General features: G+C 67.3%; 20 protein-coding genes and 1 tRNA gene. 1 reads left to right on the top strand and 20 read right to left on the bottom strand.

The window, feature by feature from the left end:
- Nucleotides 1-187: 187 nt before the first annotated feature.
- From alr to rnr, 9 genes are all read right to left on the bottom strand, one after another.
- Nucleotides 188-1,297, bottom strand: a complete 1,110-nt coding sequence (gene alr / locus G372_RS0101535; RefSeq protein ID WP_018863600.1) for an alanine racemase — start codon at nucleotides 1,295-1,297, stop codon at nucleotides 188-190.
- 8 nt (nucleotides 1,298-1,305) lie between these two features.
- Entirely contained in the window at nucleotides 1,306-2,670 is a 1,365-nt protein-coding gene (gene dnaB, locus G372_RS0101530; RefSeq protein WP_018863599.1) for a replicative DNA helicase, read from the bottom strand.
- Nucleotides 2,671-2,755: 85 nt separating this feature from the next.
- On the bottom strand, nucleotides 2,756-3,205 hold the full coding sequence (rplI, locus tag G372_RS0101525) for a 50S ribosomal protein L9 (protein ID WP_018863598.1): 450 nt from the start codon (nucleotides 3,203-3,205) through the stop codon (nucleotides 2,756-2,758).
- A 68-nt stretch (nucleotides 3,206-3,273) separates the two neighbouring features.
- Entirely contained in the window at nucleotides 3,274-4,221 is a 948-nt protein-coding gene (locus tag G372_RS0101520) for a YybS family protein (RefSeq protein ID WP_018863597.1), read from the bottom strand.
- A gap of 31 nt (nucleotides 4,222-4,252) precedes the next feature.
- On the bottom strand, nucleotides 4,253-4,477 hold the full coding sequence (rpsR, locus tag G372_RS0101515; protein ID WP_012983300.1) for a 30S ribosomal protein S18: 225 nt from the start codon (nucleotides 4,475-4,477) through the stop codon (nucleotides 4,253-4,255).
- Nucleotides 4,478-4,519: 42 nt separating this feature from the next.
- Nucleotides 4,520-4,924, bottom strand: a complete 405-nt coding sequence (rpsF, locus tag G372_RS0101510; RefSeq protein WP_018863596.1) for a 30S ribosomal protein S6 — start codon at nucleotides 4,922-4,924, stop codon at nucleotides 4,520-4,522.
- Nucleotides 4,925-5,089: 165 nt separating this feature from the next.
- Entirely contained in the window at nucleotides 5,090-5,557 is a 468-nt protein-coding gene (locus tag G372_RS0101505; protein ID WP_018863595.1) for a c-type cytochrome, read from the bottom strand.
- Between the two features lie 407 nt (nucleotides 5,558-5,964).
- Nucleotides 5,965-6,720, bottom strand: a complete 756-nt coding sequence (gene rlmB, locus G372_RS0101500; protein ID WP_018863594.1) for a 23S rRNA (guanosine(2251)-2'-O)-methyltransferase RlmB — start codon at nucleotides 6,718-6,720, stop codon at nucleotides 5,965-5,967.
- Between the two features lie 14 nt (nucleotides 6,721-6,734).
- Nucleotides 6,735-9,218 (bottom strand): ribonuclease R, encoded by a 2,484-nt coding sequence (gene rnr, locus G372_RS0101495; RefSeq protein ID WP_018863593.1) that lies wholly within the window; start codon nucleotides 9,216-9,218, stop codon nucleotides 6,735-6,737.
- A gap of 241 nt (nucleotides 9,219-9,459) precedes the next feature.
- Here rnr and G372_RS0101490 point away from each other — a divergent pair.
- Nucleotides 9,460-9,546, top strand: a tRNA-Leu gene (locus G372_RS0101490).
- A 152-nt stretch (nucleotides 9,547-9,698) separates the two neighbouring features.
- Here G372_RS0101490 and G372_RS0101485 read toward each other — a convergent pair.
- The 11 genes from G372_RS0101485 to lepB form a co-directional block, all read right to left on the bottom strand.
- Complete coding sequence (locus G372_RS0101485; protein WP_019624672.1) at nucleotides 9,699-10,994, bottom strand: adenylosuccinate synthase; 1,296 nt, start codon at nucleotides 10,992-10,994, stop codon at nucleotides 9,699-9,701.
- A gap of 4 nt (nucleotides 10,995-10,998) precedes the next feature.
- Nucleotides 10,999-12,183: an ATP phosphoribosyltransferase regulatory subunit gene (locus G372_RS0101480; RefSeq protein ID WP_019624673.1), complete on the bottom strand. Its 1,185-nt coding sequence runs from the start codon at nucleotides 12,181-12,183 to the stop codon at nucleotides 10,999-11,001.
- A 129-nt stretch (nucleotides 12,184-12,312) separates the two neighbouring features.
- The gene (hflC, locus tag G372_RS0101475) at nucleotides 12,313-13,197 is read right to left on the bottom strand and encodes a protease modulator HflC (protein WP_018863590.1); all 885 of its coding nucleotides are present in this window, start codon (nucleotides 13,195-13,197) and stop codon (nucleotides 12,313-12,315) included.
- Nucleotides 13,197-14,414 (bottom strand): FtsH protease activity modulator HflK, encoded by a 1,218-nt coding sequence (gene hflK / locus G372_RS0101470; RefSeq protein ID WP_026278918.1) that lies wholly within the window; start codon nucleotides 14,412-14,414, stop codon nucleotides 13,197-13,199. Before hflK ends, hflC begins: the two co-directional genes overlap by 1 nt.
- 124 nt (nucleotides 14,415-14,538) lie before the next feature.
- On the bottom strand, nucleotides 14,539-14,919 hold the full coding sequence (acpS, locus tag G372_RS0101465) for a holo-ACP synthase (protein ID WP_018863588.1): 381 nt from the start codon (nucleotides 14,917-14,919) through the stop codon (nucleotides 14,539-14,541).
- A gap of 7 nt (nucleotides 14,920-14,926) precedes the next feature.
- Complete coding sequence (locus G372_RS0101460) at nucleotides 14,927-15,694, bottom strand: pyridoxine 5'-phosphate synthase (protein ID WP_018863587.1); 768 nt, start codon at nucleotides 15,692-15,694, stop codon at nucleotides 14,927-14,929.
- A gap of 36 nt (nucleotides 15,695-15,730) precedes the next feature.
- The gene (recO, locus tag G372_RS0101455) at nucleotides 15,731-16,390 is read right to left on the bottom strand and encodes a DNA repair protein RecO (RefSeq protein ID WP_018863586.1); all 660 of its coding nucleotides are present in this window, start codon (nucleotides 16,388-16,390) and stop codon (nucleotides 15,731-15,733) included.
- Between the two features lie 16 nt (nucleotides 16,391-16,406).
- On the bottom strand, nucleotides 16,407-17,318 hold the full coding sequence (gene era, locus G372_RS0101450; protein ID WP_018863585.1) for a GTPase Era: 912 nt from the start codon (nucleotides 17,316-17,318) through the stop codon (nucleotides 16,407-16,409).
- A gap of 5 nt (nucleotides 17,319-17,323) precedes the next feature.
- Nucleotides 17,324-18,031 (bottom strand): ribonuclease III, encoded by a 708-nt coding sequence (rnc, locus tag G372_RS0101445; RefSeq protein WP_026278916.1) that lies wholly within the window; start codon nucleotides 18,029-18,031, stop codon nucleotides 17,324-17,326.
- A gap of 15 nt (nucleotides 18,032-18,046) precedes the next feature.
- Complete coding sequence (locus tag G372_RS0101440) at nucleotides 18,047-18,403, bottom strand: DUF4845 domain-containing protein (protein ID WP_018863583.1); 357 nt, start codon at nucleotides 18,401-18,403, stop codon at nucleotides 18,047-18,049.
- A gap of 53 nt (nucleotides 18,404-18,456) precedes the next feature.
- Complete coding sequence (gene lepB, locus G372_RS0101435; RefSeq protein ID WP_018863582.1) at nucleotides 18,457-19,227, bottom strand: signal peptidase I; 771 nt, start codon at nucleotides 19,225-19,227, stop codon at nucleotides 18,457-18,459.
- Nucleotides 19,228-19,266 lie beyond the last annotated feature (39 nt).

Raw genomic sequence — 19,266 nt, 5'->3', positions numbered from 1 at the left:
GCGGCCGAGCCCCTTCGTTCATTAAGTTGTGGGGTTGGCACCCCAGGTTCCCCGATCCTGCGTTGCGCCGCTTGCGGGTAGAACCACTACCCGCTGCACGACGCGCCTTGTCTCGGAAAACCTGGGGTGCCAACGCGAGTGTGTACATTAATCAGTGTTTCCCTGGAATCCGGGATGCGACAGTGTATCAGCGCGCCGGCTGCAGGCGGTCCGCCACGCGCGTCAGCAGCTCGTAGCTGATGGTGCCAGCCGCGCGTGCGACCCGTTCCACCGGCAGGCCCTCGCCCCACAGCGTGACGGGATCGCCGACCTTGGCCTGTGGGCAGTCGGTCAGATCCACCGCCAGCATGTCCATGGAGACGCGCCCGATCAGCGGACAGATCCGGTCGCCCACCCGCACCGGCGTGCCTGACGGGGCATGGCGCGGATAGCCATCGGCGTAGCCCATGGCCACGATGCCGGCGCGACCGGGCGCAGCGGCAGTCCAGGTCGCCCCGTAGCCGACCGTGCTGCCCGGCTCCAGGGGCTGGACCGCGATGATCGGGGCCTGCACGGTCATCGCCGGGCGCAGGTCGGCCTGCGGCCCTTCCGGCGGGGCATCCGCCGGGACCGAGGCCGGATGGGCCCCGTAGAGCATGATCCCGGGCCGCGCCCAGCAGACGCGCTCGGGGTCCAGACCTGACGCCCGCCCCCAGCCCGCGAACAGCGCCGCGGAGTTGGCCACGCTGGCATGCCCCGGCAGCGGCGAGGCCGCCGCGACGAAGCGCTCCAGCTGGCGGGCGTTCTGCGGGTGTTCGGGCTCGTCGGCGCAGGCCAGGTGGGTCATCCAGTGCAGGCCGAGGGCCCCGTGCCCGGCCGCGCGCAGGCGCCGGGTCACGCCTTCGGCGTCCAGCGGGTCGAAGCCGAGACGGTTCATGCCGGTGTTGAGTTTGATCCATACGGTGGGGAGCCGGACCGGGACCGCATCCAGGTGACCGAGCTGGGCGGCCTCGTGGATCACCGGCTCCAGGCCCAGCTCGTGACAGGCACGCACATCGCCAGCATCGTGCGGCCCCTGCAGCACCAGCAGCGCGCCGTCAAAGCCCGCCTCGCGCAGGGCCCGGGCCTCGCCGATCTGGGAGACGGCCAGCCCGTCGGAGGCCCCCGCCAGCGCCTCGGCCGCCCAAAACAGGCCGTGGCCGTAGCCTTCGGCCTTGATCACGGCCCACATGGAGACACCCGGTGCGAGGCGGCGCGCCACGGCCAGGTTGTGCCGCAGGGCCTCGGGATGGAGCTGGATGCTGGCCGCGCGCCTCACGCCGCTTGTCAGGCCTGCTGGCCGACCTCGCCGTAGACATCCGGGGCGTAGTTCTCGAAGCGGGTGAACTGCCCGCGAAAGGTCAGGCGCACGGTGCCGATCGGGCCGTTACGCTGCTTGGCGATGATGATCTCGGCCGTGCCCTTGTCCGGCGATTCCTCGTTGTAGACCTCATCCCGGTAGACAAAAGCAATGATATCCGCGTCCTGCTCGATGGCCCCGGATTCGCGCAGGTCGGACATCACCGGGCGCTTGTTCGGACGCTGTTCCAGCGAGCGATTGAGCTGGGAGAGCGCGACCATCGGCACGCTCAGCTCCTTGGCCAGCGCCTTCAACGAGCGCGAGATCTCCGAGATCTCGTGCGCGCGGCTCTCGCCGCTGCCGGGAAACTGCATCAGCTGCAGATAGTCGACCACGATCAACTTGAGGCCCTTGTGCTCGCGCATCAAGCGACGCGTACGGGCACGCAGCTCGGTCGGCGACAGCGCCGGGGTGTCGTCGATGAACAGCGGTGCGGTGGACAGCATCTGCACCGCGCTGGTCAGCCGCGGCCAGTCGCCGTCGTCCAGGCGGCCGGAACGCAGTTTCTGCTGGTTGATCCGCCCCATCGACGAGAGCAGACGCATCGCCAGCTGCTCGCCGGGCATCTCCATGGAGAAGATCGCGACGGGCTCGGCGTTCTTCATCGCCACGTACTCGGCGATGTTCATCGCGAACGAGGTCTTGCCCATCGAGGGGCGACCCGCGACGATCACCAGGTCTCCGGGGTTCAGTCCGGAGGTCAGGCGGTCGAGGTCTTCGTAGCCGGTGGCGACCCCGGTGATCGGATTCTGGGTTTCGTAGAGGTACTCGATCTGCTCGACCGCGGCGGTCAGCAGCGGCTTCATGCCGCGAAAACCCTGAGCCCCGCGCGCGCCCTGCTCGGCGATGCGGAAGACCTTCTGCTCGGCCAGATCCAGGAGCTCCTTGGATTCCCGACCGTCGGGCGCAAAGGCCGAGTCGGCGATCTCGGTGCCCACCGAGATCAGGGAACGCAGGATGGAGCGCTCGCGGACGATATCCGCATAGGCGACGATGTTGGCGGCGCTCGGGGTTTCGGCCGCCAGGCGGCCCAGATAGGCCATACCGCCCGCCTCTTCCAGCTCGGAGGTACGTTCGAGCTGCTCCGACACGGTCACCATGTCGAACGGGGCGTTGCGTTCGGCCAGGGCGGCCACCGCCCGGAAGATCAGGCGGTGGTCGTGGCGATAGAAGTCTTCATCCGTAATGCGGTCCGCCACCCGGTCCCAGGCGGCGTTATCCAGCATCAGCCCGCCGAGGACCGACTGTTCGGCCTCCTCGGAATGCGGCGGGATGCGCGGATTCGGCGTCATGGGCCGGTTCATGCCCGGGGGCACCCGAACCGGCCAGCCTGCCGGGCATCAGCGACCTGTGGCCACTCTCCCGACATGGAAAGGATCACTCCTCGCCGACGACCACGACGTGGATCTCGATATCCACGTCCGAATGCAGGTGCAGACCCACCTCGAACTCGCCGGTGGTGCGCAGCGGACCTTCCGGCATGCGCACTTCCTTCTTCTCCACCTCGGTGCCCTTGGCGGTCAGGGCGTCGGCGATATCGGCGGGGCCGATGGAACCGAACAGCTTGCCTTCGCCACCGGACTTGGCGGTGATCTCCAGCACGGTGCCTTCCAGCTGTGCCTTGCGCGCCTCGGCGGCGGCTAGCGCCTCGGCGGCGGCCTTTTCCAGCTCCGCACGGCGCGCCTCGAACTCGGCAATGTTCTCCGGGGTGGCAAACTTGGCCTTGCCCTGCGGCAGCAGGTAATTGCGGGCGAAGCCGGAGCGCACGGTCACGCGGTCACCCAGACCACCCAGGTTATCGATCTTTTCCAGCAGAATGACTTCCATCTTCAGTATTCCTGTAACGTTGGGTCAGCCCCCAAAAGGGCGCATTCTACACCGGTCGCGGACCGGCCTCACGAATTGTTGTCGCCATCCGGCCCGTCACCCGAACCCTTGCGCCCGCCCAGCACGCCAAGGCGCGAACGGATATCCGCCCAGGCATCGATCACCCCGATCGTCGCCAGCAGCAGAAACACCTGGGGCAGGGCCAGCGCCATCAGCACGTACATACCCACCAGCCAGAAGCTGCTCATGTTCTGGTGATGCGTCAGCGCATGCACCAGCGCAATCCCCTGGAGGAAAAACAGCACCCCCAGGATGAACGCCAGCTCGGTCGCCAGCGGCACCGGGCCGAGATGCCCGATCAGCCCCAGGGCGACGGTGACGCCACTCATGGCGCGCCCGAACTGCAGCGATCGGAACTCCTCGCCAAATGCCCCCGGGTTGTACAGAAGCGCCTGCCAGTAGCGACCGATCAGCAGACTCAGCGTCAGGCTCAGCAGCACGATCCCGGCGAAAAGCCCCGTCAGGTAGGGCGCCGCGCGGCGCAGCGCGGCCTCCAGTTCCTGAGGGCCGGTGTCGGTACCCTCGACCAGCGGGCCCAGCAGGGCCATGCCCGCCTCGGACCAGGCCGTCTGCAGATCCGGGACCAGGGCATGAACCGCCAGCACGCCAAGCCCGGCAACCATCGCGCCGGCCTTCAACGTCATGCGCCAGGAGACGGTGCGACGCAGGACCTCGGCCAACAGCACCACGGGTGCCCACTGCACAAACCCCGCGGCCAAGCCCGCCATCGGCGGGGCCTCCGGGATCAGCACGAACATCGCGGCCCCCAGCACTAGCGCCGACAGCGCGGCGACGAGCAGGGCCTGCCCAAGGCCGACACGCAGGCCGACCAGTGCAATCAGGGCACTGCTGACGATCGCGATCGGCGGCAGGAAGAGCCCCGCAACGCCAAAACCGGAGACCGCGCCCACGGCGCGGCCCCGGCTTTTCATCGCGAATTCGGCCAGTACACGCATGGCCGTGCGTCCGGGCGAACCGGAGCGCGGATCAGTGGTTGTCGCTGTACGGCAGCAGCGCGAGATAGCGCGCGCGCTTCACGGCCGTGGCCAGCTGACGCTGATACTTCGCACTGGTGCCGGTCACGCGGCTGGGCACGATCTTGCCGGTCTCGGTGACAAAACCCTTCAGCAGGTTCAGGTCCTTGTAATCGATGTAATCGATGCCTTCGGCGGTGAACTTGCAGTACTTGCGGCGACGCGGAAAACGGGCCATTTCAGATCTCCTTCGAAAATTCGGTCAACGGGCGGGCGGGACTTACTCGGCGGAGGCCGAGTCGTCGGAGGCGGCCTGGCCGCCTTCGTCGTCACGCTCGCGGCGACGGCCCTTGGCACCTTCCTCTTCCTGGCCCTTGGCCAGCGGGGAGGCTTCGGTGACGGCCTCTTCCATGCGCATGGCCAGGTGGCGCAGCACGGCATCGTTGAACCGGAAGGCACTGACCAGTTCTTCCAGTGCCTCTTCCGAGGCCTCGATGTTCATCAGCACATAGTGGGCCTTGACCAGCTTCTGGATCGGGTAGGCCAGCTGACGACGGCCCCAGTCTTCCAGACGGTGGATCTTGCCCTGATGGCCTTCGACCAGGCCCTTGTAGCGCTCGATCATCGCCGGGACCTGCTCGCTCTGATCCGGGTGGACCAGGAACACAACTTCGTAATGACGCATTTTCGACTCCTTGCGGGTATCAGCCTCCCGTCGGCGCGGTGAGGCAAGGATTCCGCCCGCCGGAAAACCGGCAGACGCAAAGGCGCGATACCTTAAACGAACTGGGCCCCGGCAACAAGCCCGATGGCCCGCGCCCGCGGCATCGCGCGACTCCCGGCACTTGAGTCAGTCCTCGGCCACCGGCCACTCATCGTCCGGGATGATCCCGTCGTCGCGCTGCTCGTGCCGCACCCAGGCGACGATATCCGCCACATCCTGATGATCCAGACCGGGAACCGGCGGCATGTCGCCGTATTCCCAGTGATGTGCGACCACCCCGCGCTCGACCGCGATGAAGAACGTGACGTCGGCATGATGCGACGGCTCGTAGATCCGGTGGATCAGCGCCGGCCCCTGCTCGGTACCGCGGGCATCGGCACCATGACACTCGGCGCAGCTCTGCGCGAAACGCTCCCGCCCGACCTGTGGATCCCCCACCAGTTCGATGTTAATGCCCTGGATGGGATAGGGCGCGCGCTCCTGCTGTACCGCATCCGAGGCTTCATCGCCACATCCCGCGAGGATCAGGCTCAGCCCCACGACAGCGGCGGCCAGGGCGGACCGGGTGATAGTGGTCGTCCGGGGGCGGACCATGGTTCGATTTTTCACTGGCATGTTGAATTCCTCTCATTCGAAAACGAAAACGGATGTCCGCCAGGACATCCTGGACACAAAACGCGTCAGGTCTTCGGCGGAGGACTGGGGGGTTCGCGGGGTGATCTCGCGCCCAGAGGCCCGGGCTCTGCGGCTGCCACCAATGGGCCCGAAACCACGGGAGGGCTGGAGGACGGAGGAACGGCGCAGCAGCCGTGACCGAGGCAGTCGGCCGTCTCCGCGCCATGCTCGCCGTGGAGATCCACACATACACACCCCGGATCGCTACCGCTGATGGCCGCCACAGCGGCTGGCTGCACGGAGGCAAGGACCAGTGCCGCCATCAGCAGGGATAGCAGCGACCACCACCGCACGGAACCGGATCGCAAGTACATTCCTGGAGCGTATCAGGCGCGGCGCTGACGCCGGGCTTCGAACAGCGTGATCCCGGTCGCCACCGAGACATTCAGGCTCTCCACCGTGCCGGCGATCGGGATTCTGGCGAGATGATCGCAGGCCTCGCGGGTCAGGCGCCGCATGCCCTCGCCCTCGGCCCCCATCACGATTGCGGTCGGCGGACGCAGATCCACCGCATAAAGGTCCTCGCGCGCGGCACCGTCGAGGCCCACGGTCCACATGCCGGCATCCTTCAATGCCGCCAGGGTCCGCGCGAGGTTGCCGACCGCGACCACCGGCACGGTTTCCGCCGCGCCCGAGGCGACCTTGATCGCCGCCGGCGTGAGCGCCGCGCTGTGGTGTCGGGGTGTCACGATGGCACCGGCACCGGCCGCGTCCGCGGTGCGCAGGCAGGCGCCCAGGTTGTGCGGATCGGTCACTCCGTCCAGCACCAGCACGAGGTCCAGCCCGTCCTGTACCCGCTGGAGCAGGGTCTTTTCGTCCACCATTGGGCGCGGCGCGCAATGCACGATCACGCCCTGATGCTGAAACCCGGGGTGGTGCTGGTCGAGCTTGTCGCGCCCCGCCCGCTCGATCGAGATCCCACGTGCCTGGGCCTGCTCCAGCAAATGCGCCAGCGCCGGCTCCAGGGTGCCGCTCGCCAGCTGCAGCAGGCGCACGCGCTCCGGGGCATGCTGCAGCACGGCGGCGACCGCGTGAATCCCGCCGAAGGACTCGCCGCGGGGCCCCTTGCCGCCCTTGCCCATCTTCCGAATCCCGACTAGGAGGCGCTGGACGAACGGCGCCGGCGACCACGACGACGCCGGCCGGACTTGCCACCGGGCTCGCCATCGGTGCCCGACGGCGTTTCCGAAGCGTCGGCGGACGGCGCCTCGGGGGTCGGGGCTTCCGTGGCGGACTCCGGCGACTTGCCGCGACCGCGCCCACCGCGACGGCGGCGCTTCTTCTTCGGCGGGGCGTCGTCCTGGCCCTGCTCGGGGGCGGCCTCCGGCGCCGGCTGCACGGCCTCGGCGTCCTTGCGCTTGCGACCGCGGCCGCCCTTCTTCTTCGGCGCGGTCTCGGCTTGCGGCTCTTCGGCCAGTGCCAGATCGATCTTGCGATCGTCCAGGCTGACACGCACGACCTGCACCCGCACCTCGTCGCCAATGCGGAACACGCGCCCGCCGCGTTCGCCGGTCAGCGTGTGGCGCGACGGCTCGAAGTGGTAGAAGTCGTTATCGAGTGCGGTCACATGCACCAGGCCCTCGATGTAGACATCCTTGATCTCGACGAACAGCCCGAATCCGGTCACCCCGGAGACCACGCCGTCAAAGGTCTCGCCGACCTTGTCCTGCATGTATTCGGCCTTGAGCCAGGCGACCGCGTCGCGCGTGGCGTCGTCCGCACGGCGCTCCGCCATGGAGCAGTGCTCGCCGAGCGATTCCATGTCGTTGTGCGAATAAGGGAAGGCCTTGTTGCTGCCCTTGCGCAGCACATGGCGAATCCCGCGATGCACCAGCAGATCCGGGTAGCGCCGGATCGGTGAGGTGAAGTGGGCGTAGTCATCCAGCGCCAGCCCGAAGTGGCCGTCCAGTTCGGGGGCGTACACTGCCTGGCTCAGCGAGCGCAGCAGCACGGTCTGGATCAGCTGCTGGTCGGGGCGCTTCTTCGCCGCCTTCAGCACATCGGTGTAGTCACGGGGGCTCGGCTCGCTGCCCCCGCCGAGCGTCAGGCCCACCCCATTGAGAAAGTCGCGCAGGTCGTCGACCTTGTCCGTCGGCGGCTGGTCATGGATACGGTAGAGCGCCGGCACCTTGTGCTTCTTGAGAAAGCGCGCGGCCGCCACGTTCGCCATGATCATGCATTCCTCGACCATGCGATGCGCGTCGTTGCGCTCGGTCGGCACGATCTGCTCGATCTTGCGATCCTCGCCGAACAGAATCTTGGTCTCGGTGGTATCGAAATCGATCGCACCGCGGCGGTTGCGCGCGGCGTGCAGCGCCTTGAAGACCTCCTGCAGGGTCTCCAGGTGGGGCATGACGTGGCCATTCTGCTCGCGCAATTGCGCATCGCCGTCGAGCATCGCGGCGACGTCCTCGTAGATCAGGCGCGCATGCGAGCGGATCAGGCCCTCGTGGAAGCGATAGCCCTTCAGCGCGCCGCGGGCACCGATCTCCATCTCGCAGACCATGCTCAGCCGATCCACGTTCGGGTTCAGCGAGCACAGTCCGTTGGACAGCACCTCCGGCAGCATCGGGATCACGTTGTTCGGGAAATACACCGAGGTCCCGCGCGTACGTGCCTCGCGGTCCAGTGCCGCATCCCGCTCGACATAGTGCGACACGTCCGCGATCGCCACCCACAGGCGCCAGCCTTTGCCGTCTCGCTCGCAGTACAGCGCATCGTCAAAGTCGCGCGCGTCATCGCCATCGATGGTCACGAACGGCTTCTCGCGCAGGTCCAGACGACCCTTCTTGGCCTTCTCGCTGACCTCGGCACCCAGCTCGTCGGCCGCGGCGGTAACCTCTTCTGGCCACTCGTGCGGCAGGCCGTGGGCACGGATCGCGATATCGATCTCCATGCCGGGCGCCATGTGCTCGCCCAGCACCTCGATCACGTCGCCGCGCAGGCGCGCCGTGCGCGACGCGGACTCGCGGATGCGCACGACCACGATCTGGTCGTCCCCGGCCTCGCCCAGCCCGTCGGGCGGCACCAGGATGTCGTGCGTGATGCGCTTGTTGTCCGGGGTCAGGACACCCACCCCGTCCTCGATGCGCAGGCGCCCGACCACCTGGGTTGTGTTGTGTTCGAGGACCTCGACGATGCCGCCCTCGCGGCGACCGCGACGATCCACGCCCATGACCCGCGCCAGCACGCGGTCGCCATGGAACACACCGCGCATCTGGCGCGGCGACAGGAACAGATCGTCGTCCTGCTCGTCCGGCACCAGAAAGCCGAAGCCGTCCGGGTGGCCGATCACGCGACCGCGGATTAGGTCTTCCTGGTTGACCGGGAGATAGGCGCCGCGCCGGTTGCAGAGGGCCTGGCCGTCGCGCTCCATCGCCTTCAGGCGGCGGCGCAGGGCCTCGAGACGGTCGTCGTCGGCGATCTCCAGCCGCTCGGCGATCTCGTCATAGGACAGGGGGTTGTCGGCTTCCTGCAGGAGCCCGAGGATGAACTCGCGGCTGGGGATGGGATTGTCGTACTTCTGCGCCTCGCGCTCGAAATTGGGATCGGCCGGCGCCTTGCTTCTTTTTCTTGGCATTCAAACAACTCGTTGGATGATTCGGTGGCCACCAGCCGAAAACCGGCAGCGCAAGTGACATATTATGCGGCATGTGGAGATTCGCTGCCGGAAACGCCGAGGCGGGCCACGCGAACCCGGTCTCATGTTCGCCGCCATCGGTCAGGGCAGCGTGACGGGCGTTGACAGACCTTTGGCCGCGCACTATATTGCGCGCTCCTGAAGCGCAGGACCCGGTCTCGCACCGGCGATCCGACCTCGTGCCGAGGTGGCGGAATTGGTAGACGCGCTAGCTTCAGGTGCTAGTGAGCGAAAGCTCGTGGAGGTTCAAGTCCTCTCCTCGGCACCATTTCTCTGCTTCCCGAATCCCGTAACGAAACCGTTCTGACCAACGACCCATTTGGGTGACGGTACAGCCGTGGGCGTTGTGCGCTCGCGCGTGCGGCACGGGGGCGTCCCACACCGCACGCCGAGGCCGTCACCCCGGGTGAAGGCCCGCCATCAGCGTTCGAACGGGTCCCGCATCACCAGTGTTTCGTCGCGATCCGGCCCGGTGGAGATCATGTCGATCGGGACCCCCACCACCTCGGACAGGCGTTCCAGATAGGCCCGCGCCGCCGCCGGCAGCTTGTCGTATTCGCGAATCCCCACGGTGGACTCCTGCCAGCCCGGCATCTCCTCGTAGATCGGCTTGCAGGCTGCATAGGCCTCGGCCCCGGACGGCGGCACCTCGCGGCGCTCGCCATCACAGTCATAGCCGACACAGACCTGCACGCTCTCCAGCCCGTCGAGCACGTCCAGCTTGGTCATGCACAGGCCGCTGATGCTGTTGATCGCGACCGCACGCTTGAGCGCGACCGCATCGAACCAGCCACAGCGCCGGGCACGCCCGGTGGTGGAACCGAACTCGTTGCCCCGGGTGGCCAGGTGCTCGCCCATATTGTCGAACAGCTCGGTCGGAAACGGCCCGGCCCCGACACGGGTGGTGTAGGCCTTGGTGATCCCCAGTACGTAGTCGATATCCCGCGGACCGACACCGGCGCCCGTCGAGGCACCCCCGGCGGTGGTATTGGACGAGGTAACGAACGGATAGGTCCCGTGGTCGATGTCCAGCAGGGTGCCCTGGGCACCCTCGAACATCACGTCCCGCCCCTGGGCCCGCAGCTCGTGCAGCCGCCCGGCGACGTCCGCGACCATCGGCTGCAGCCGCTCGGCATGCGCCAGACACTGCTCCAGCACTTCCTGCTGGTCGATGGTCGGGGCCTTGAAGTAATGCTTCAGGGCGAAGTTGTGATAGTCCATCACCTCGCCCAGCTTGGCGGCCAGGCGCTCGCGGTGGAACAGGTCGTCCAGGCGCAGGCCGCGCCGCGCGACCTTGTCCTCGTAGGCAGGCCCGATCCCGCGCCCGGTGGTCCCGATCGCGGCCTTGCCGCGCGCCTTTTCACGTGCGTGGTCGAGTGCCACGTGGTAGGGCAGGATCAACTGGCAGGCGTCCGACAGACGCAGACGGTCCGCCACGGGCACGCCCTTGGCCTCGAGCTCTTCCATCTCGGTAATGAGCGCCTCGGGCGAGAGCACGACGCCGTTGCCGATCATGCACTCCACGCCTTCGCGCAGGATCCCGGACGGGATCAGGTGCAGCACGGTCTTCTCGCCATCGATCACCAGGGTATGTCCGGCATTGTGCCCGCCCTGAAAGCGCACGACAGCGGCTGCGTCCTCGGTCAGGCGGTCGACGATCTTGCCCTTGCCCTCGTCACCCCACTGACTGCCCAGTACGACTACGAAACGTCCCATCGGCTCAGTACTCCACTACCGTCCAGGCCCCGTCGCGCCGCTCGAGGCGCGCATCGGCGGGGGGTTCATTGGTTTGCCCTTCCAGGTCGCGCACGACACGGTTGCCACGCGCACGCAGGTCGGCGATCGCAGCCTCCATGGCCACGTCACCCGAGGCGGGCGCGCGAACGGTGCGCCGCAGCACAGGCGGCGCCACTTCGGTACGGCGCAGCAACTCGCGCAGATCGGTGCTGAATCCGGTCGCCGCCCGCGCGCGGCCAAAGACGCCGCCGATATCGTTGTAGCGGCCACCCCGTGCGATCGCCTGCCCGGATCCAGGAACAAACACTGCGAAGACGAGGCCCGTGTGGTAGGCATAGCCGCGCAACTCGCCAAGATCGACGTGGAGATCCACATTCGGCTGCGTCGCCTCCAGGCGCTCCGCCACCGCCTGCAGGTGATCGAGGGCCGCCCCCACCTCGGCCGGCGCATCGGCCAGGACCTCGCGCGCGGTCGCGATCACCCCGGCGTCACCATTGAGATCCACCAGGGCACGCAGGCGTCGGCAGACCGCCGCGTCCATGCCTTCGGCCTCCCATGCCCCGAGGGTCTGCTCGATCTCGGGGACGCTCTTGCGCTGCAGCTGGTCGAAGAAGGCCTGTTCGCGCTCACTGTCCAGGCCGGCCTCGCGCGCCAGGGCACGATAGATCCCGACATGACCCAGGTCCATGCTCGGCTGGTAGACACCGCAGACCTCCAGGGTCGCGAGCATCAGGCGGATGATTTCGAGATCGGAGTCTAGGCCGTCATGGCCGAACAGCTCGGCCCCCGCCTGCAACGGACTGCGCGACCCGGACCAGTCGTCCGCACGCGTACGCAGCGTACTGCCGACATAACACAGCCGGTTCGGTCCGTCGATCTTCAGGCGATGGGCATCGATGCGCGCCACCTGCGGGGTCAGATCCGCGCGCACCCCCATCAGGCGACCATTCATCTGGTCGGTCAATTTGAAGGTCTGCAGATCCAGCGCGTGGCCCGCGCCCACCAGCAACGACTCCAGGTACTCCGCCAGCGGCGGCATGACCAGGTCATAGCCCCAGGTATCGAACTGATCCAGCACCCGGCGGCGCAGGCCCTCCAGGTGCCGCGCAGCATCCGGCAGCGCCTCGTCCAGGCCATCCGGCAGCAGCCAGCGGTTGATCTCGCTCATCTCGTCCCTGTCCTTGTCCTGTGCCACCCGTCAGACGGGCGCTCCCGGCATGACTCGGGCCCGGAGGTCCGGGCCCGAATCGAACCGTGATTGCGTGCCGGGCCACCCGCGATGGCGCCCGGCCCCGTGTTACTGGGTCGGCAACGGTGCCGGCCGCTCTCCGCCCGGGGCGTTGAAGAACCGGAAGAACTCGGAGTTCGGCTCCAGGATAAAGGTGCTCTTCTCGCCGCTCATGCTGTTGCGATAGGCGATCAGGCTCCGGTAGAAGCGGAAGAACTCCTCGTCCTCGCCGAACGAACGACCCAGCGTCTCGGTGGCGCGGGCATCACCGGCACCCCGGATCTCCTCGGAGTCGCGGTAGGCGTTCGCGAGGATAACCGTACGGTCACGGTCGGCACGCGAGCGGATGCGCTCGGCTTCCTCCTGACCACGGGCACGGAAGTCCTGCGCCACGCGCTCACGCTCGGCGCGCATACGCTCGTACACCGACTCGGAGACCTCGTCCGGCAGGTCCATCCGGCGGATGCGCACATCCACCAGGTTGATCCCCAGCTCCAGCGCCGTCTCCAGCGCCGTCTGGCGCACCGCGCCCATGATCGTCAGGCGCTCGCCGGCGACCACGTCCTGCAGCTCGTAACGGGCGAACTCGTTACGCATGCCGTCGCGCAGGATCTGTGCGAGGCGCTCCTCGGCCAGACGCTCGTCACCCCGGGTGGAGCGGTAGAACTGACCGACATCGTCGATCCGCCACTTGGCGTAGAAGTCGACGATGATGTTCTTCGCCTCGGAGGTCAGGAACCGATCCGGCGGGATGTTCAGCGTCATGATCCGGGCGTCGAATTTCTCGACGTTCTGGATCAGCGGAAACTTGAAGTGCAGACCAGGCTCGGGGTCGACCTGACGGATCTCCCCCAGGGCAAACTTGATCACGCGCTCGCGCTCGTCGACGGTGTAGGTCGACAGCGCCACCACGATCCCGATGACGACAACGGCGATACCGGCTATGCGTAGCATTAGCGCACCTCCCGCGCGCGCTGGGCCGCCGGATCGCGGCTACCCAGTCGATTGACAGTCGTTCCCGGGGTGGCCTCGATACCCGGACGGCTGGTATCGATCGGTCGCGGGGTCGGCCTGTCGTCCGCATTGGTACGGGTGTCGGTACGGAACAGCTGGTCCAGCGGCAGCATCATCAGGTTGTTGCTCCGGCCCACGTCGAGCATGACCGTACGGGAGTCCTCGAGCACGGCCTCGACAGCCTCCAGGTACAGACGGTCGCGGGTCACCTCCGGATACTGCTGGTATTCCACCAGCAGCTGATCGAAGCGCGCCGCGTCACCATCGGCCTGCGCAATCACCTGATCGCGATAGGCCTCGGCCTCCTCGAGGATACGAGCGGCCTGACCACGGGCCCGCGGGATCACGCCATTGGCGTAGGCCTCGGCCTCGTTGCGGAAACGCACCTCGTCCTCGCGCGCACGAATCGCGTCGGCGAAGGCCTCCTGCACCGGCTCGGGCGGCTGCGCCTGCTGCATGGACACGGCGGTCACGGTGATACCGGCGCCGTAGGAGTCGAGGTTTTCCTGCATGACCACACGCGCGGACGAGGCGATCTCGCCGCGCCCTTCGCCGAGGATGAAGTCCAGATTGCTCTTGCCCACGCGCTCGCGGATCGCGGATTCCATGACCTGGTTTACGGTGGAGTCCGGGTTGCGCACGTTGAAGAGGAAATCGACCAGATCGAGGATGCGGTACTGCACCGCGATATCGACGTCGATGATGTTCTCGTCCCCGGTCAGCATCAGCGCGCGGTGCTCGATGGTTCGCACGTTATCCACGTTGACGATCTCGATCCGCTCAATCGGATACGGCAGGTGCCAGCCGGGACCCGGATTCTTCACTTCCTGGAAGGCGCCAAAGCGCAGGACCACGCCGCGCTCGCCTTCGGAGATGATGTGGAATCCCGAGGCCAGCCAGACCACCAGCGCGATGATGAGACCCAGGCTGACCAGGGCCTGGGTACCGCGCCCCATGCCACCACCGGAGCCTCCCCCGGAATCGCCATCGCCGCCACCGCCGAAGATTCCGTTCAGCTGGCGCGACAGCTTGCGCATCATTTCTTCAAGATCGGGGGGCTGGTTGCCCCCGCCGCCACCGCTACCACTACCGCGCTGGCCACCGCCGCCCCCACTCCAGGGGTCGCGGTTACTGTTTCCCGGTTCGTTCCAGGGCATGGACTGGACTCCGTCACTCGCTCAGGGCTGGCACCATCCGTTCACCCGACACGGATGGGCATAAGGGGCCACATTCTAGGGAGCCGCCCCCAACCGGGCAACCACGACCGGAGGGAAAAGCGGGTTACTCACCACCCTCGAGGACGACAAAGGCCTGTGCATACTCGCGCTCGTCGCTGATGCTCAGATGGATGACGACCACCCCGAGGCGTTCAGCGGTCGCCCGCGCGCGACCCTCCAGCACGAATTCCGGGCGCCCGCGAGCATCATGGGTGACCCCGGCCTCGGCGAGCCCCATGTCCGCACCGACCCCGCAGCCCAGCGCCTTGGCCAGGGCCTCCTTGGCCGCGAAGCGCCGTGCCAGAAATCCCGCCGGGTGCTCCGGCGGCAGATCGGAGCGCTCCACCGGGTGCAGGATACGCTCGGCCAGCCGCCGCCCGTGCCGCTCCCACATGCCCTGCATGCGCGCCACCTGGACGAGGTCGGTGCCGATGCCGAGGATCATTCGTCGCTCACACCGGATACTGGCCAACCGGAAGACCCGCTCGGGCAGCATCCATCAGTCCGCGCATGTGGCTGACCGCCTCCGGCAGCCCCGTAAACAGGGCCCGGGCCACGATGGAATGGCCAATGTTCAACTCGTGAAACACGGGATTGGCGGCGATCGGACGAACGTTGTCGTAGTCGAGACCGTGACCGGCGTTGATCACCAGCCCCATCCGACGCCCCGCCTCGGCTGCCTCGTTGATTCCCGCCAGCAGCCGTTCGCGCTCGGCCGCGTCGTGCGCGTTCGCATAGGCCCCGGTATGCAGCTCCACCACCGGGGCACCGATCGCGACCGCCGCTTCCAGCTGGCGCACGTCCGGCTCAACGAACAGCGAGACCTCGACCCCGGCCGTCCTCAGAGGGGCCACAAAGTCGCGCAGCCGGTCGAGTTGGCCAGCCGCGTCCAGGCCACCCTCGGTAGTCAGTTCCTCGCGCTTCTCCGGCACAATGCAGCAGGCTTCGGGCCGCAATTTCAACGCAATCGCCTGCATGCCTTCGGTAGCCGCCATCTCCAGGTTCATGGGCACCGCAAGCCTTGGCTTGATGCCGAAGACATCGTCGTCCTGGATATGGCGGCGATCCTCGCGCAGATGCAGGGTGATCGAGTCCGCGCCGCTGGCCTCGGCCAGGCGCACCGCCTGCATCAGGTCCGGATACGGCGTGTGACGCGCCTGACGAATCGTGGCGATGTGATCGAGGTTGACGCCCAGCTTGAGCGGTGCGGGATGCGACATGATGCGAGTGGCCTTGTAGTTGGATCCGGGCCGGGGCTACAGCAGCGCTCGCGTGCGCAGCGCGCGACCGGCCAGGTGATGATCAATCAGGGCGCGCATGAAGTCGCGCGCCAAGCGGGCATGATTATCCGGGACCGCCTGCCCCGAGGCCAGCGCCCGCAGGGCCTCCCCGGAGATGGCGCCCGCGCGGCCCGGTGCCGCGGGCTCCAGCCCCGTCTCGGGCTCGTAACGATACCAGGCCGCCGGCTCAAGCTCGGCGACATCGACATGCTCAAGCCCGGAATCAATCGGTAGCAGCAGCGCCCATTCGGCACGACGCAACACCACGTCCGCGCGTTCGCGGGCCGCCAGCCGCGCATAGGCCGTCAGCAGGGCCGGCAGCGCCTCGGGGATCGGGGCCTCGCGCGGATAGAGGCGCAACACCAGCTCATTCAGATACAGACCGCAGACCAGCGCCCGCCCGGTCAGCGGAAAGACCCGCTGCTGCTCCGCCACCTGCAGGGTAGGCAGCTCGCCACGACCCCGCCAGGCCAGATCCAGCAGCACAAAGGGCTGTACCGAGCCCGCCTTGCCGCGCACCACCGCCGCCACACGCCCGGCCTCGCCCGTCAGCAGCTCCAGCACACGGCTGTTCTCACGCAGGGCACGCGCATGCAGGACCACGCCCTGGGTGACGGCCGTCGCCGCGCCACTCATGCGCGCCGCGGGGCCTTCACCGGGGTTCTTCGATGCCCAGCTCGCGCAGGGCGCGCGGGTTCCGGGTCCAGTCGGCCTCGACGCGCACCGTCAGGCGCAGCATGACCTTGCGCCCCAGCAGCTCTTCCAGCTGCAGACGCGCCGCTTGCCCGATCCGCTTCAGGCGCTGCCCACCCTTGCCGATCACGATCCCCTTCTGGCTGTCGCGCTCGACCATGATGACGGCATCGATATGCGTGGTCCGGGGCTCGTCGGACCACTGCTCCACGCGCACGGCCACCGAGTACGGGACCTCCTGGCCCAGGCTTTCCAGCAGGGACTCGCGGATCATCTCCTCGGCGCGGAAGCGCTCCGGGCGATCGGACAGCTGCTCGGGATCGTAGAGGAAGGGTCCCGCGGGCAGGTGGGCCCGGATCTCGTCGATCAGGCCTGCGACGTTAGAGCCGGTCTTCGCCGACAGCGGGACGACGCCGGCGTACGGCAGCGCCTCGGTCCGCGCCGCGATGAACGGCAGCAGCTCTTCTTTCTCCCGCGCCCGATCGACCTTGTTGATCACCAGTAGCGCCGGCCGCCCGGACTGGCGGATCAAGTGCTCGATGCGCTCGTCCCCCTCGCCAAAGCGTCCCGCCTCGACCAGGAAACAGACCAGGTCCGCGTCGGCCAGGGCCTGACTGGCCGTACGGTTCAGTACCCGGTTCACCAGGCGCGTGCGCTCGGTATCGATCCCCGGGGTGTCCATCAGCACGATCTGGTCGTTCCCCTCGGTCACGATGCCGAGGATGCGATTGCGCGTGGTGTGCGGGCGCCGGGTGGTCGCCGCCAGCTTCTCGCCCACCAGGCGGTTCATCAGCGTGGTCTTGCCGACATTCGGGCGGCCGACCAGCGCGACCAGCCCACAACGGGTCCCGGAATCGGAGGCACTGTTCATGTCGCTCACTGCTCCTGGGCCTGCTGCAATCGCCGCAGCGCCGCCTCGGCCGCGGCCTGCTCCGCGCGCCGCCGGGATGAGCCCTCGCCGCGCTGCGCCCAGCCCTGGGTGGGCAGATGCACGGAAACGGTGAAACGGCGTTGGTGATCGGGACCCACCACCTCGAGGACCTCGTAGACGGGCAGTTCCGCATTGCGACCCTGCAGCTGTTCCTGCAGCCGCGTCTTCGGGTCCTTCAGGGACTCGGCGGAAGGGAGGTTCCCCAGGCGCTCGGCATAGAGTGCAAGGGTGAAATCGCGCGCGGCCTGCATGCCGGCCTCGCGATAGGTCACGCCAATCAGCGCCTCGATCGCATCGGCGAGGATGGAATCGCGCCGCTGCCCGCCGCTCTTGCGTTCCCCCTGGCCGAGGTTGAGCGTCCCTTCAAGCCCCGACTCGCGGGCCAGGGCCGCCAGCGACTCGCGATTGACCAGCGCCGCGCGCAGGCGGGTGAGATCCCCCTCCGGCGCGTCCGGCAGCTGCTCGTACAGTGCATCGGCAATGACCAGCCCCAGGACCGCATCGCCGAGAAACTCCAGGCGCTCGTTGTTGCGCCCGCCGGCGCTGCGATGGGTCAGGGCCTGGCGGATGCCCTCGCCCTCGCGCACCGACTCCGGAAGCAAATCGCGAAAATCGCGACTCGCACTCGATCGTTGAAGGTTACGTTCTGACAATCCCACAGTGTTTCGCTAGGGCGACAGGGTTTCGCTGCGGGAGAAACGCGCGACCACGTCGACGTTGCCCAGGAACTCACGGCGGACTTCGTATTCCAGATGCATATGTCGGCGATCGCCCTCTTCCGTCACCGAGAAGTCGTCCTCCTCGATCCCGTCGTACACCGAGTTGATCTGGAACCGGCGATTCATCTCGCGCCACAGTTCCCGCTCGCTCTTCTCGGCCGCGCCCGGCTGGGCCGCAACATCCTGCATGATCGAACGTACGGTCAGGTACTGGGTGTACTGCGTGCCCATCTTGATCACGAAGGTCCCGACCAGCAGGGCCAGCAGAATCAACGCCATAATCGTCAGGGCACCCGCCCCGCGCATGGAATGTCTGGAATGCCGAATCATTGCCTGCCCCTGTTGCCTGTGCCCACTGCCTAGCGAATCGCCTGGCCAATGCGGGAAAAGTCCCTGTGCCCTTCATTGTAATCCCAATGCAGCCAGATAAAGAGGGCACGCCCCACCAGCAGCTCCTCGGAGACGAACCCCCAGGTCCGGCTGTCATTGGAATTGTCACGATTGTCCCCGACCATGAAGTAATGGCCTTCGGGCACGGTCACCGAGCCATCCAGGCTCGGACGCTCCTCGCGCATCAGCGTCGTGTAGGTGCGCCCGTCGAGGGTCTCCTCGTACAGCGAGGCCCCGGACATGACTTCCCCGGAGCCCTCGCCCTCGAAGGTCCCCACACGGTCGGCCGACTGCTCCTCGCCGTTGACATACAGCACGCGATCGCGGAACTCGATGGTATCGCCCGGCAGCCCGATCACCCGCTTGATGTAGTCCTCTTGCGGGTTGCGCGGGTACTTGAACACCACGACCTCGCCACGCTCGGGCTTGCCTACATCGAAGATTTTCGTCCGGGTCACGGGCAGGCGAACCCCGTAGGAGAACTTGTTCACCATGATGAAGTCACCCACCAGCAGGGTCGGCATCATGGAGCCTGAAGGGATGCGAAACGGCTCGGCCACAAAGGAGCGCAGCACCAGCACAATCAGCAACACCGGGAAGAACGAACGCGAATAGTCCACGAACCACGGCATGCGCGCCTGACGCTCGGGGCTCAGCCGCCGCCGCAGGAGCACCCAGCCCAGCCAGATCAGGCCCGTTGCGGCCGTGGCCAGTACCAGGATCAGTTCCAGATTCGCCATGTATTGTCCTCGATCACCGCCTTGCGGCGTGCCCGCTCC

It is taken from the genome of Thioalkalivibrio thiocyanoxidans ARh2 (assembly GCF_000385215.1).
GTDB classification, from domain to species: domain Bacteria; phylum Pseudomonadota; class Gammaproteobacteria; order Ectothiorhodospirales; family Ectothiorhodospiraceae; genus Thioalkalivibrio; species Thioalkalivibrio thiocyanoxidans.
The sequence above is the reverse complement of the archived record's forward strand: the minus strand, read 5'-3'. Positions and strand labels throughout refer to the sequence as shown.